At 60.3% G+C, this 13,434-nt stretch carries 10 protein-coding genes and 2 pseudogenes; 9 read left to right on the top strand and 3 right to left on the bottom strand.

Features of this window, described 5'->3' with window-relative positions:
* Positions 1 to 348 precede the first annotated feature (348 nt).
* Positions 349 to 1,689, top strand: coding sequence for an FAD-binding oxidoreductase (locus H1204_RS19545; protein ID WP_180732327.1), 1,341 nt, complete (start codon positions 349 to 351; stop codon positions 1,687 to 1,689).
* A 127-nt stretch (positions 1,690 to 1,816) separates the two neighbouring features.
* Here H1204_RS19545 and H1204_RS19550 read toward each other — a convergent pair whose 3' ends face one another.
* Together H1204_RS19550 and H1204_RS19555 are read right to left on the bottom strand one after the other, a co-directional pair.
* Entirely contained in the window at positions 1,817 to 3,235 is a 1,419-nt protein-coding gene (locus H1204_RS19550) for an IS66 family transposase (RefSeq protein ID WP_180732078.1), read from the bottom strand.
* 710 nt (positions 3,236 to 3,945) lie between these two features.
* On the bottom strand, positions 3,946 to 4,680 hold the full coding sequence (locus H1204_RS19555; protein WP_180732328.1) for a GntR family transcriptional regulator: 735 nt from the start codon (positions 4,678 to 4,680) through the stop codon (positions 3,946 to 3,948).
* 196 nt (positions 4,681 to 4,876) lie between these two features.
* On the opposite strand from H1204_RS19555, the gene lhpH reads away from it, so the two are divergent.
* The 3 genes and pseudogenes from lhpH (at position 4,877) to zwf (ending at position 8,518) form a co-directional block, all read left to right on the top strand.
* Positions 4,877 to 5,884: a trans-3-hydroxy-L-proline dehydratase gene (gene lhpH, locus H1204_RS19560; protein WP_180732329.1), complete on the top strand. Its 1,008-nt coding sequence runs from the start codon at positions 4,877 to 4,879 to the stop codon at positions 5,882 to 5,884.
* Between the two features lie 23 nt (positions 5,885 to 5,907).
* Positions 5,908 to 6,825 (top strand): bifunctional Delta(1)-pyrroline-2-carboxylate/Delta(1)-piperideine-2-carboxylate reductase, encoded by a 918-nt coding sequence (lhpI, locus tag H1204_RS19565; RefSeq protein ID WP_180732330.1) that lies wholly within the window; start codon positions 5,908 to 5,910, stop codon positions 6,823 to 6,825.
* A gap of 209 nt (positions 6,826 to 7,034) precedes the next feature.
* Positions 7,035 to 8,518, top strand: a pseudogene (zwf, locus tag H1204_RS19570) (glucose-6-phosphate dehydrogenase).
* 806 nt (positions 8,519 to 9,324) lie between these two features.
* Here the strand turns inward: zwf and H1204_RS19575 are convergent.
* Positions 9,325 to 9,705, bottom strand: a complete 381-nt coding sequence (locus H1204_RS19575; RefSeq protein ID WP_180732331.1) for a hypothetical protein — start codon at positions 9,703 to 9,705, stop codon at positions 9,325 to 9,327.
* 40 nt (positions 9,706 to 9,745) lie between these two features.
* On the opposite strand from H1204_RS19575, the gene H1204_RS19580 reads away from it, so the two are divergent.
* The 5 genes and pseudogenes from H1204_RS19580 to H1204_RS19600 all read left to right on the top strand — a co-directional run bounded on the left by H1204_RS19580 (position 9,746) and on the right by H1204_RS19600 (position 13,428).
* Complete coding sequence (locus H1204_RS19580) at positions 9,746 to 11,386, top strand: hypothetical protein (RefSeq protein ID WP_180732332.1); 1,641 nt, start codon at positions 9,746 to 9,748, stop codon at positions 11,384 to 11,386.
* A gap of 4 nt (positions 11,387 to 11,390) precedes the next feature.
* Positions 11,391 to 11,554: pseudogene (locus H1204_RS19585) on the top strand (glucose-6-phosphate dehydrogenase); the annotation flags it as partial.
* A 292-nt stretch (positions 11,555 to 11,846) separates the two neighbouring features.
* Positions 11,847 to 12,386, top strand: coding sequence for a PAAR domain-containing protein (locus H1204_RS19590; protein ID WP_180732334.1), 540 nt, complete (start codon positions 11,847 to 11,849; stop codon positions 12,384 to 12,386).
* Between the two features lie 2 nt (positions 12,387 to 12,388).
* Positions 12,389 to 13,114 carry an N-acetylmuramoyl-L-alanine amidase gene (locus H1204_RS19595; RefSeq protein WP_180732335.1) on the top strand — a complete coding sequence of 242 codons (726 nt, stop codon included), beginning with the start codon at positions 12,389 to 12,391 and terminating at the stop codon, positions 13,112 to 13,114.
* Between the two features lie 47 nt (positions 13,115 to 13,161).
* Complete coding sequence (locus tag H1204_RS19600; RefSeq protein ID WP_243468729.1) at positions 13,162 to 13,428, top strand: hypothetical protein; 267 nt, start codon at positions 13,162 to 13,164, stop codon at positions 13,426 to 13,428.
* The last annotated feature ends 6 nt before the right edge of the window (positions 13,429 to 13,434 follow it).

Here is a 13,434-nt window from a genome sequence, read left to right on the forward strand (position 1 = left end):
AAGACTTCGGGCGCCCCTGGTGTCGCGCCATCTCCGCATTGATCGAGCTTTTTTCGACGAACCCGCCGATTCTAATGAGTTCGACCGCCTCACGCGAATGAGGCGGTGTTCGAATCATGCAAAGCCTGTCTATTTTAGCGGTGAAATATATGCAAATCGCATGAAATTTATCGGTAAGGCGTGAGGCTTTGCCCGGATTTTGCGGCGGATCATGAGCCGCATGGGGGATTGCGCCGACGCGGCCGCTCGTGGCGCTGCCTTTCTGACCTGGATTGCGGCGCGCTGGCGGGCCTGAGAAGATGCTGTCCCTCGACACGGCCTCGGCGCCATTTCTTTCTCGCATTCCCAATGACGACCACTTATCCGCTGCACGCCAACCTGAGCCCGGCCGACACGCCGTTTCCCGATCGAGCCGACGTCGTGATTGCGGGCGCGGGCATCATGGGCTGCGCGGCGGCGTACTACCTTGCGCGCCGGGGCGTGAAGGCGGTGGTGCTGGACAAGTCGCGCATCGCCGGCCAGCAGTCGACGCGCGCGTGGGGTTTCGTGCGCCAGCAGGGCCGCGAGGCCGCCGAAGTGCCGCTGATGATGGCGGGCATGCGCATCTGGGAGCAGCTCGAACGCGAGCTGGATTTCGATCTCGAATGGCGGCAGGGCGGCTGTCTCTACGTTGCGGACAAGGAGGAAGACTGGGCGTCGTTCCAGCAATGGATGGACGTCGCGAAGCAATATGGGCTGGATACGCGGGTGCTCGACCGCGCGCAGATCGACCAGCACGTACGTGGCATGCAGGGCAAGGTGCTGGGCGGCCTGTACACGCCGACTGACGGCCAGGCCGAGCCGCGCCGTGCGGCGGCCGCTTTCGCGGCGCGGGCCATCGAAGCGGGCGCGCGGTTTTTCGAGGGTTGTGGCGTGGTTGCGATCGAACGGGCGGCTGGCGCCGTGACGGGCGTCGTCACCGAGCGCGGCACGATTCGCACGCGGCAGGTGATTTGTGCCGCGGGCGCGAGTAGCTGGCGGTTGCTCGATACGCTGGGGATTGTTTTGCCGCAGCAGGCAGTGCGCGGTACGTGTATGCGGACGAATCCGCTGCCCGCGGTCACGGCTTCCACATTCTGGGGACATGGGCTTGGGATTCGCCAGCGGGCGAATGGCGCGATCAATCTCGCTGACGATATGCAGGTTGATGTCGATATGACGTTGGGGCATTTTCGGGCGCTCAAGTGGTTCTTGCCCGAGCTTTGGGCGCAGCGCGAGAAGTTCAGCTTTCATCTGAATAGCGCGTTTGTGCGTGATTTGCGCGAGCGTGTGCCTGGGTTTTTGTCTGCTGACGAGCGTGTGTTGCATCCGCGCGATCCGAATCCGCAGCCGAACCGTTCGCATGCGCCGCGGGCGTTGCAGAAGCTGCGGGCGTTGTTTCCGGCTTTGAAGGATGCGCAGGTGGTTGAGTCGTGGGCTGGGTTGATCGATGTGCTGCCCGATGGGATTCCAGTGCTCGATGCTGCTGCTCAGGCGCAGGGCCTGTTGGTCGCTACCGGGTTTTGTGGGCATGGCTTTGCCATGGGACCTGTTGTTGGGCGGCTTATGGCTGAATGGATTGTTGATGGGCAGCCATCGATTGATCTTTCTGCGTTCCGGTTGCAGAGGTTTTTTGATGGGACTATGCAGAGGCCACGGAGCATGCTGTGAGTGGGTTTTTGTCTGGCGACGCTGGTGTGGTTTGCTTGTGTTTGCCCTGGCATCCGCGTTGTGGTGTTTGCCGTTCACGCGTCGCCCCTGTGCGGGGCGGCACCTACTTTTCTTTGCCGCCGCGTAACTATTCAGCGGTAACCAGAGGCGAAACGACGACTCCTGTAAAGGCCAGGGCGAGCGCGTCGATCAGCGAACGGCTCTGCTTGCGTAAGGTGGCAAGGTAGGAGCGGATCGTGCAGAACGCCTCCATACCCGATTCCGAGCGGAAGCACCCGGAGATCTTCTGTTTGAGTTTGGGCATGCGGATATCGCGTTCGGCCTGGTTGTTGTCGAACGGTACGCGGTGATCGGCAATGAAACGCCACACCTCATCGGCATACTTGTGAAGCCGTGTGAGCAGGTTGCAGGTAAAGCTTTGCCTGATCCTGCCGCGGCGTTCCCGGCGCCCGGACTCACGTGCCTGCTGCGGATTGAGCTTGCGTGCCTGGGCGATCAGGGCGCGGCTGCGCCGTGTGTAATAGCGTTGGCGCGCCTGACTCAGCGAGGTGTTTCCTGCAGCCTGACTGAGGTCGACCTCGCGCTTTGCCTGGCAAAGCAGGTCAATCATCTGCTGGGCCCAGCGTTGCTGCGTGGACTCCAGGACAAACACCAGTTCGCGCAGATGATGAGCATTGCACAGCGCATGCTCACACTCATAGCCGGCATACGGCCGCCAGCCGTCATGGACCGCGACTCCCCTAAAGCCGGGAAGAATGCCGAAGCTGTCCAGCGCCTCGCTGCCGCGCTTGCGGTGCGCGCCATACCAGCTCAACGCGTGCGTCGAGGCGACATGCAGCCAGCGGGACTCGCGCCCCACGCGCATGCAGCTCTCATCGAAATGCACCACGGGTTGCCCGCGTAGCGCCTGCCGGATCTGCTCAACGGCTGGCACCAGTAACTGCGCGGCCTGATCAATGCTGTGCTGGACGGTTCCCGTAACCACATGCAGACCAAACAGGTCCTTCAGCGCCTGGGCGGTGCGCGCAACCGGCAACTGCTGGTATTGCGTCAGATAGACGGCTGCGGCGCGAATCTGGGGGCCGTACTGAACCGCCTGGCTCACGCCCTTGGGAAATGCGCCCGAGTGATGCTTGCCGCAGCGGCACTGCGCGATCTGCACGCGATGCTCGGTCACCTCAAAGCGCGTGGGTGGCAAATCGATCACCTGACGGCCTTCGGGCAACACGGCCACGCGGGCTGCTGCGATGCGTTGGCCACATGCATCGCACACCAGCGCCACCGGGTGAATCTCGATGTGATCGGGTTGCGCGACGCGTTTGAGCGTCTTGCCCTTGTGCCCCGGTTGCGCGCCAGGCCTGGCCCCGCTCGTGCCGCGCAATGACTTCGGCTTGCGCCTTGGACCATCGCTTGACGGCGGCTTGCTGGAGTTATGACTGTCCTTCTCAAGCTTTGCCTCGAGCTCGTTCAGACGCCTCACCAGATCAACGATGAGTGCGTCCTTCTGCTCCGGTGTCAGGTCCTTGAGGTCGGGCATCTTCGTCATGTCCCTCACTATGCACAGCCTGGTAGCAGTTTACAAGCGCTGAATAGTTACGCCGCCGCAAAGAAAAGTAGGCAAAAGAAAGCGGCTAACACCGCTAACTCTTGTTCTTGCCTGAGGGCCCCCAAAGGGTCTTACGCTTCACACGGTAACGTCTTTGTTCGCCTCCGTTGCCAACGCTTCGAACAGATGCCTCACCCGCTTCAGGCACCCGCACAAGGACCAGCGGCAGCGAATGGCTCGTGCCGCCCAGGTGGCAAACTGTGTGTAGGTTGTCGCACCTCACACGTTAGCGCTATTACCAGAAACACCAGCCTTGCTACTCAGTCCGGAGTGACGCGCGTACGGCGCGAAATCCGACACACAGTTTGCCACCTGGGCGGCGGAGGACTATCTGGCACGGCGTGCCGCAACGCGGGTGCGTGAAGCGGGTGAGGCGCACCGCAAGGGCGCTGGCAACGAGCATGAGTCACGTGATTGCCGTGTGAGGCGTAAGAACCTTTGGGGGCCCTCAGGCAAGAACTAGCACTGGCGGTGTTAGCCGCTTTCTTTTGCCTACTTTTCTTTGCGGCGGCAAAGAAAAGTAGGTGCCGCCCCGCACAGGGGCGACGCTTGAAGCAAGCTAACAAATCGCGGATGCCAGCGACAGAGCAAGCCGCGGATGCCAGCGCAACCACAAGCAAACCACACCCGCGTCGCCAGACAAAAAAACCTCACTTAGGCGCTATATCCCTCCGCACTCGCCTGATGTGCTGCTCGACATAAAACGCAGCCGCATCGGCATCACCATCAACGATGGCTTCATAGATCAACCGATGCTCAGAAACATAAAGCCTGATCCGCCCAGGATCATGAATCCCATCATCCTTGAGCCGTTTCCACAAAGGCTGATCCATAGCCTTCGCCACTTCGTCGGCGATCTTGACGAGCAGGGCATCGCCCGTCATCACAGCAAGCTGCCGATGAAACAAACGATCGCTATCGTTCCATAGCGCACGCTGCACGGCATCGGTGACATCATCGATCGAATCCATCTGCGCGAGGTAATGCTCGGCAAACTCGTCGCGCTGTGCATGCGCGGCCGCGCGTCGCGCGATGGCAGGCTCAAGAATCAAACGGACATCGAGCGCCGACGTAGGGCTGAAGTCGGCATCGCCCGACATCTCGCCGGCAGCCGGCGCCGTCAACCGCTGCAACGCGTCCGCGCACACGTAAGTGCCCGAATTGCGCCGCGTAACGACCAACCCCTCGTTCTGCAACGCGCCCAGCGCCTCCCGCACAGCGGGCCGTCCAACGCCAAACCGCGCCGCGAGATCGCGCTCCGACGGCAACCGCGCTTCAGGCGCGAACTGACCGCTGCGAATGTCGCCGCGCATGCGCTCCGCGACCTGCTCGTAAATCTGCTTCGGGCGAAACGCGCGTTCCAGTGCAAATGAGGTCGAGGCCATGAATGCGTACCGTGCGATAGATGACAGCGTGATGTGGGCCGGGCTCAAACCAGTTTGGTGGATAAATATTGAAACTGGTTGATCGCCAACCAAAGCTGGTCTACATTTCTATCCAGTATAAGTCAAAGACGATGGAGCGAGACGATATGTTGGACAGGCAACGGCCCGAAGCTTTCTTGCCAGGAGCGAACGCATCATGAAGCTGAACCGGATGATCAGCACGGTCGAAGTGCATACGGGCGGCGAACCGTTTCGCATCGTCACGAGCGGGCTGCCGAAGATGCCCGGCAAGACCATCGTCGAGCGGCGCGCGTGGCTCAAGGAGCACGCCGATCATCTGCGCCGCGCGCTGATGCTGGAGCCGCGCGGCCACGCCGACATGTACGGCGGCTATCTGACGGATCCCGTCACGGAAGGCGCGGACTTCGGCATCATCTTCGTTCACAACGAGGGCTATAGCGACCATTGCGGCCACGGCGTGATCGCGCTGGCGACAACGGCCGTCTCGCTCGGCTGGGTCGAGCGCACAGAGCCGGAAACGCGCGTCGGCATCGATGCGCCTTGCGGCTTCATCGAAGCGTTCGTCAAATGGGACGGCGATCACGCCGGCAGCGTGCGCTTCGTCAACGTGCCGTCGTTCATCTGGCAGCGCGACGTGAGCGTCGAGACGCCCAGCTTCGGCACCGTGCGCGGCGACATCGCGTTCGGTGGCGCGTTTTACTTCTACACATCGGGTGAGCCGTTCGGACTCGATGTGCGCGAAGACCACGTGGACCGCCTGATCCAGTTCGGTGCCGAAGTGAAGCGCGCGGCGAACGAGGCGTTCAAGGTCCAGCATCCGCATATTCCCGAGATCAATCACATCTACGGCACCATCATCGACAACGTGCCGCGTCACGCGGGCTCGACGCAGGCCAACTGCTGCGTGTTCGCCGACCGCGAAGTGGACCGCTCGCCGACGGGTTCGGGCACGGCGGGGCGCGTTGCGCAACTGTATCTGCGCGGGCAACTGGGCAAGGACGAGACGCTCGTCAACGAGTCGATCATCGGCACGGTGTTTCGCGGGCGTGTGTTGTCCGAGACGAAGCTCGATCGCTTCGATGCCGTGATTCCCGAAATCGAAGGCGACGCGCATATTTGCGGTTTCGCGAACTGGCTCGTCGATGATCGCGATCCGCTGACGTATGGTTTTCTGGTGCGCTGAACGCGCAAGGGAGCAACCCCGATATGAGCAGCACGCCGATTTTCGACGCCGCCGGCACGGCGCGCCTGATTCCGTTTCGCGCGCTCGTCGACGCGCTGAAGACAGCCGCCGCCGACTACGCAGCCGGGCGCGTCGCGAGCCCCGAGCGGCTCGTCGTGCCGCTGAACGACAACGGCATCATGCTATCGATGCCCGCCGCGGCCTCCGATCTCGCGATCCATAAACTCGTCAACGTCTGTCCGCGTAACGGCGAGCGCGCGTTGCCTACCATCCACGGCCAGGTGATGGCGTTCGACCCGGACACGGGCAAGACGCTGTTCATTCTCGACGGTCCGACCGTCACGGGACGCCGCACGGCCGCGATGACGATGCTCGGCATCGAGACGCTCTCGCGCGACGTACCGAAAGACATTCTGCTGATCGGCGCGGGCACGCAGGCCGCAAGCCATCTGCGGGCGATCGGCGAGTTGTATCCGGAGGCGCGCGTGCGCGTGCGGGGCACATCGGTGGCGCGGGCGCAGGCGTTCTGCGATGCGCAGCGCGGCGCGGTGCGCGATCTGCAAGCCTTGAGCGACGCGACGATTCCCGATTCCGTCGATACCGTCATCGCGCTGACGACGAGCCGCCAGGCTGTCTACGACGAGACGCCGCGCGCGGGACGGCTCGTGATCGGCGTCGGCGCGTTCACCCCGCAGATGCGCGAGATCGGCGCGCGCACGCTCGCGGGCAGCACGCTCTATGTCGACGATCTCGCGGGCGCAAAGCACGAAGCGGGGGACTTCATCCAGGCGGGCATCGACTGGTCGACGGTGACGGGCATCAAGGACGCGCTGACAAGCCAGCCATCGTTCGATACGCCCATCGTCTTCAAGACCGTCGGCTGCGCGGCGTGGGATCTGGCGGCGGGGCGTGTCGCGCGGGCGGCGCTGGGCGCAGGTTGAGACCTCGCACGTCCTTTGTCGCCGAACATCGCGAGTCATGGCGAAGCGGAACGAACGTGCGTGCCGTGTCACGACAGTAAGCGTGCAAACAATCCTAAAACGTTGCAACATAGTCGTCTCGCGCAAACCTGCCCGATTTCAGCGCCGCCTGAAAGCTTGGTCCGGACGGGCTTGCGTTTTTCCCAGCAGTTAATTTTTGCGACCGCGCTATGACGACTTCCACCGCTCCTGCTTCGCCGGACCGCCCGCTCGACATGATCATTTTCGGCGGCGCTGGCGACCTGTCAGCCCGCAAGCTGCTGCCCGCGCTGTATATGGCGCATACGCACGGCAATTTGCCCCCGAAACGCGCATTCTCGCAATCGGCCGCCGTGAATGGGTGCGTGACGATTATCTGAAATGGATGGACGAGCAGAGCCGTCCGTTCATCGAATCCGGTGCATTTGAATCGGGCGCATGGGACCGCTTCCTGTCGCTGTTCGAATACGTGCGCGTCAATGTCGACCAGGCCGCCGATTACGAGCGCCTTGCCGAGGCTTCGCGCCCGAATGCGCTGCGCGTGTTCTATCTGTCGACGTCGCCGGAACTGTTCACGACGATTTGCGACAACCTCTCGTCGCACGGTCTGCTCGACGAGCATTCGCGTGTCGTGCTCGAAAAGCCGCTCGGTCACGATCTTGCGTCGGCGCAGGCGATCAACGATTCCGTCGGCAAGCATTTTTCCGAGCATCAGATCTACCGGATCGACCACTACCTCGGCAAGGAGACGGTGCAGAACCTGATGGTGCTGCGCTTCGGCAACGCGATCTTCGGGCCGCTGTGGCAGGCGCCGTATATCCGCAGCGTGCAGATCACGGTGGCGGAGTCGGTTGGCGTGGGCACACGCGCGGGCTTCTACGACCATACGGGCGCGATGCGCGACATGGTGCAGAACCACTTGCTGCAACTGCTGTGCATCGTCGCGATGGAGCCGCCAGTTTCGCTCGATGCCGATGCCGTGCGCGACGAAAAGCTGAAGGTGCTGCGCTCGCTGCGTCCGATGACAGCCGAGGACATCTCGCGCGATACGGTGCGTGGACAGTACACGGCGGGCGCTGTCGGCGGCGAGCCGGTGAAGGGATATCTGGAAGAAGCGAACGTGCCCGCCGATAGCCGCGCGGAAACGTTCGTCGCGTTGCGCGCGCATATCAACAACTGGCGCTGGGCGAACGTGCCGTTCTATTTGCGCACGGGCAAGCGGATGGCGAAGAAGCTGTCGGAGATCGTGATCGAGTTCGCGGATCTGCCGTTTTCGATCATGCCAAATAGTCCTTGTGGTCCGCGCAACTGTGGCAATCGACTGGTGATCCAGTTGCAGCCGAATGAGTCGATCCAGTTGCAGATGCTCGCCAAGGAGCCGGGTAGTGGGATGCGGACGTTGCCCGTCAATCTGAATCTCGATCTGGAGCAGGCGTTCACGAGCCGTCGCGCGGAAGCGTATGAGCGACTGCTGATCGACGTCGTGCGCGGCAGGCTCACTCACTTCATGCGCCGCGATGAACTGGAAGCGGCATGGACGTGGGTCGATCCCATCATCGAAGCGTGGAAGCGTAATGGCGACAAGCCAAGAGGCTACACGGCCGGCACGTTCGGGCCGGGGGCTTCGACGGCGATGATGGCGCGGGACAATATGGTCTGGTCGGAAGAGTCGTAAGTCGAACGGACCATCCATGAACGCCAGGGCGAAGAGGGCGACCTCTTCGCCCTTTTTCTTTTCTGGCGCGCGAATCGAAGGCGAACTGTTAGCAATTTTTACTTATCAGTGCACGCTTAAGGCGTTTTTTCCGAAAACGACTTCTTGTTGTCCGGTGACAGGGAGATAAAGCGCATCTACTAGCACGTAGTTTTACGAGCAGATCAGCAGTGATCACGCCTCGAACCTCAGCGCATTTGATTGCGCGAGCGGGGTTCCGACGAATCCTTCGCGGAGTCTGTCATGAAACGCGCGCTACTCATGTTTGCGCGCGTGGGCGGCATGCTGGCCAGTGCTGCCCACGCACAAAGCTCGTTGACGATCAGCGGGACGACCTACACGTATTGCGCGGCGGAAAACCAGTACTGCGCGTTTAGTGGATCGGCGCGTGTCGTGTACGGCACCACGTCGCCGACACTTCAATACGATATCAACGGGCCATTCACGAACGGCGTGCAGTGTTCGACGGGTGCCGTATCTCCGACGGATCCCGCATACGGGTACGGGAAGAGTTGCTGGTACGCGAGCACTGCTGCGACTCCAACGCCAACGCCAACGCCAACGCCAACTCCGACGCCAACTCCGACGCCGACGCCAGCGCCATCTCCCTCGGGGTCGTGGACACAATGCGCTGCCGAAAATGGCTTTTGCTCGTTTTCCGGCACGACGACCGTGCTGTATGGCGGAAGCACGACCGCAAACAACGTGTCGAAGGTCTTTACGAACGGCACCGCTTGCACGAACACGGCTTTCGGCACCGATCCCGACTACGGATATGGGAAGTTCTGCTGGATTCCGTCGGGGATGACTTCGGGGACGCCAACGCCAACGCCAACGCCGACGCCGACGCCGACACCGACACCGACACCGACACCGACACCGACACCGACACCGACACCGACACCGACACCGACACCGACACCGACGCCGACGCCGACGCCGACGCCAACGCCAACGCCAACACCGACACCGACACCGACGCCGACGCCGACGCCGACGCCGACGCCGACGCCGACGCCAACGCCAACGCCGACGCCGACGCCGACGCCAACGCCGACAGGATCCATCTCCTGCGGCAACCCGACATCGACAGCGGGCGGAGCAACCAATGGGCTGATCACCGCCGATACGCCGAGCAGCAACGGCACGCGTCTGTTCAATCAAGGCAGCGCATTCCAGGTGTCGTTCGTGACGGCAGCGACTTCCGCCGATACCGTCGTCTGGTCGATGCAGGATCAGTTGGGCAACATCAAGGGCAGCGGCTCGTTCGCGGTTTCGAGCGGCAAGCGGACGAACACCCTGTCGTGCACCGCATCCATCGCGGGCTACTTCGCGATCACGGCGACGCTTTCGCGCGCGGGCGGCACATTGCCTCAAGCGGGCACGCGTCCCACAGGCATTGCAACGTTCGGCATCTTGCCGAACCTGTCCAGTACGATTCCCGCCGTCAGTTATGCACACCAGGAGCAGCACCGCTTCGGCATGCAAGGCTTCAACGACAACGGACCGATGCTCGCCGCGCTCGGCGTATCGCAGACGATCGACGACCGCGAACTGTCCGCGATGGAACCCAACGGCGCGAACACGTGGACGCCGGCGCTATCGGATCTCGACCCGTTCTATACGAACGGAAAGATCATGCGTCTGATCCGGCTCGATGGCATTCCCGCATGGGCCAGTTCGACAGGCGGCTTCCAGGACGATACCAATGCGCCGACCAACCTGACCTACTACCAGAACTACATGGCGCGTGTCGGCAGCGACAGCGATGCAATCAGAAAGGCGTACTTCCCCAGTCAGCAGAACAACTACTACCAGGTGACATGGGAGCCGCAATGGACGGATTCCACGGCCAACTTCGTCGCGATGTACTCGGCCGTCTACAAAGGGTTGCATTCGACCGATCCCAACGCCGTTGTCATGGGCACGACGAATGTTTTCCCCGCCAATTGCCCGACGCAGTGCACGCAGGGGTATCTCGCGACCTATGGGCCGCTCGGTATCGGCAACTACCTCGACGGCATCACGACGCACGGCTATTACAACGCGGGCACTTATGCCACTCATCCGCCGGAGCAATACGATACCGATCCGAACCCGGCCAATGTCGCCAATGCTCTCGATCAGCAGATGCGTTCATTGCGTGCGCAAATGCAGACGGTCAAGCCGAACATGCGGCTATGGGTCACCGAACTCGGCATCAGCTATGACGCGGGCGCCGCGTATGGGCCCAGCTATCCGCCAGCGAATCAGCTATACGGACAGGCCGCCGTCGCGCTGCGCGCGCATCTGATCGTCCTGGGCGAGGGTGCGCAGGTCACGTATTTCTTCTATGGCGCGGATTATCCCGTCGATGTCGGCGAGGGGAGTTTCTTCGATATCGTCGATCCGCAGGGCCAGTATGGCGCGAGCAACGTCAGCCCGAAACCGATGGCGCTTGCATTCGCCGCGCTGACTCGCGTGCTCGATGGCACGCAGACATTGGGGCGTCTAAACGGATTGCCGTCGATGGTGTATGGCTACGTGTTCCAGCAGTTGAACAACGGGCCCATCGTCACCGCGCTATGGACCCACAACAACGCGAACTGGCCGACGTCGTCGGGCACTTACAGTTCGACCTACAGCACGAGTTACGCACTGACGGTGGATTCACCTGGCGCGAGCGGCCATGTAACGGTGATCGATATGATGGGGAACCCCGTGTCCGTTGCTTATGCGAACGGTGTCGTGAACCTCACGCTGACAGAGTCGCCGATTTATGTTGTGTCGACGAATGTGAGTGCGTTTACCGGGAAGTACACGGCGCCCGTGGGGTATACAGGGCAGTAGTGTGGAAGCGTATGAGCGTCTGTTGATCGGTGTGTTGCGCGGCAGGTTCACCAGCTTTACGCGTTGCGATGAACGTGAAGCGGCTTGGAGGTGGGGCAAAGCCATCATCAGAAGGCTTCGGCGGTGATGATGGCTAGAAAGAATATGGTCTGCTCGGAAGAGTGGTAAGGCTTGCGAGGCGGACCCGGTGCGCCTTTTGTCTCCAGCGGTCCCGTGTCGTCATGCAGAATAAGAAACAGATGTGGCCACCACATTTGATTAGATATCGATATCAATTTTGACGACATTTTACATATATGGCGGGTTCTTGTCGATTATCCTCGTTGAAGATGTTGTGTTAAAAAATAAAAGGATACCGAATCATGTAGAAAACGATGCTTAATGAATTTAAATGTTTTTTCGTTGCCATCGGTTCGCACGCCGAGCAGCGTAGCCTGAGTGCTTGCGCGGAGAGCCTCTGATGCAGAGAATTGCCGTAGCAGGCGACCAGACAACGACTGGCGGCCACGTTATCCGTGGCACTTCGACCATCTTCGACGAAAAACAGCGCCCATACGCGCTGAAAAGCGATTTGGCGACATGTGGAAACTGTAAGGGCGGTTTCCCAATTTACGGTTCCGCGAATGATTGCCTGGTCGATGGACGCCCGATGGTCAAACATTTGGACCGGGTGATGTGTCCATGTGGAAAGAACTTTGTACTTGCCAGTGCGACATCGACCTTTCTCTTTACGAGCGGAGGTGAAGCGTTGACTTCAGCGGCTAAACCTGAGAAAAAAGGAAATGAAAAGGCAGCCTGCTGGTTCCTGGTGCGTGATGCTACCATCGGAGAGCGATTGGTGAATCAAAGTTTCATCGCGAATGTAGCGGGTATTCGGCAAGCTGGGATTACAGACGAAAGCGGATATGCGATGATTGAAACGAATGGCGAACAATCGGTAAGTATTCACGCCATATATTCCTCGCCGAAACGCCCTCTAAGGCACAACGAAGGAAACTGATCGTGCAAACGGAGTACGACGTCGAACATTGGACTTCTGCTTGCTCTACGATCGGCAACACCAAAGATCAAGCTGTTGAAATCAAGGTTAACAACCGCGCCGCGACGCGACAAGCCATCATCAATCTCGTTCGTTCCCAAGGCATGAACTTCGTGACCCGATCAGATTGGGGCGCCCACAAGAATCGCTCGGAGCGGATGGTTGATGATTGGAGCTATAGCAAGATCGCAATTCATCACGCTGGACGAAGTTTTTCATGTGGACCCGCCGCGCTGCAGCTAGAGGAAATCCAGGAAATGCAGATGAGAAGGAGTGTCGCGGCAATGGACGACATTGGTTATCACTATGCACTGGATTGTTTTGGCAACGTGTTCGAAGGACGCGATATTCGGTTCAAGGGGGAGAGCGTACGCAACTACAATACCGGGGTAATTGGAATCGTTTTGCTGGAAAATATGACGACACCCCATGAGGGAAATGATGGGGTCGCGGCGATTCGTACATTACTGGATCGAATCGGCTTTGTTCAGCGTCCAGAAATAATTGAGCAGCAACAACGATCGCTGCGAATATTCATCGATATTCTGTGTGAGTTCTTCTTCATTAACACGCTTGGTGGACACCGTGAGTTTCCGGGACAATCAGGCGAAGGGAAAATTTGTCCCGGTAACGTCGGTCTGGCGCTAGTCGAGGCGTTGAGGAAAGCAACAGGACTGAACGCACCATGAAAGTTTGGCGGACGTACTTACCGAGCGTGCTCGTTGTCGGAATCTTCATGCTCGTGATCGCGAACACAGGCTTCGTTAGAACCTATCTGGACGAAGAAGTGCAAACGACGTTTTTCATGAAGCGCCACCCCACGTTGATAGTGGAATTTCACGATCCATTTGCCAATGAATCGGATGACATGGCGGTCGCTCAGTTGTCGGTGTCTGAAAGAGCCCGTTTTGCCGAATATTGCAAATATCGATTTGGCATCGACGATGTCAGCATTCAGGCGCTTGAAGGTTGTAAGGCACTAAGGCCTGGATATCTGCGGTAAGCGCCA

This window comes from Paraburkholderia sp. PGU19, assembly GCF_013426915.1.
Lineage (GTDB): Bacteria > Pseudomonadota > Gammaproteobacteria > Burkholderiales > Burkholderiaceae > Paraburkholderia.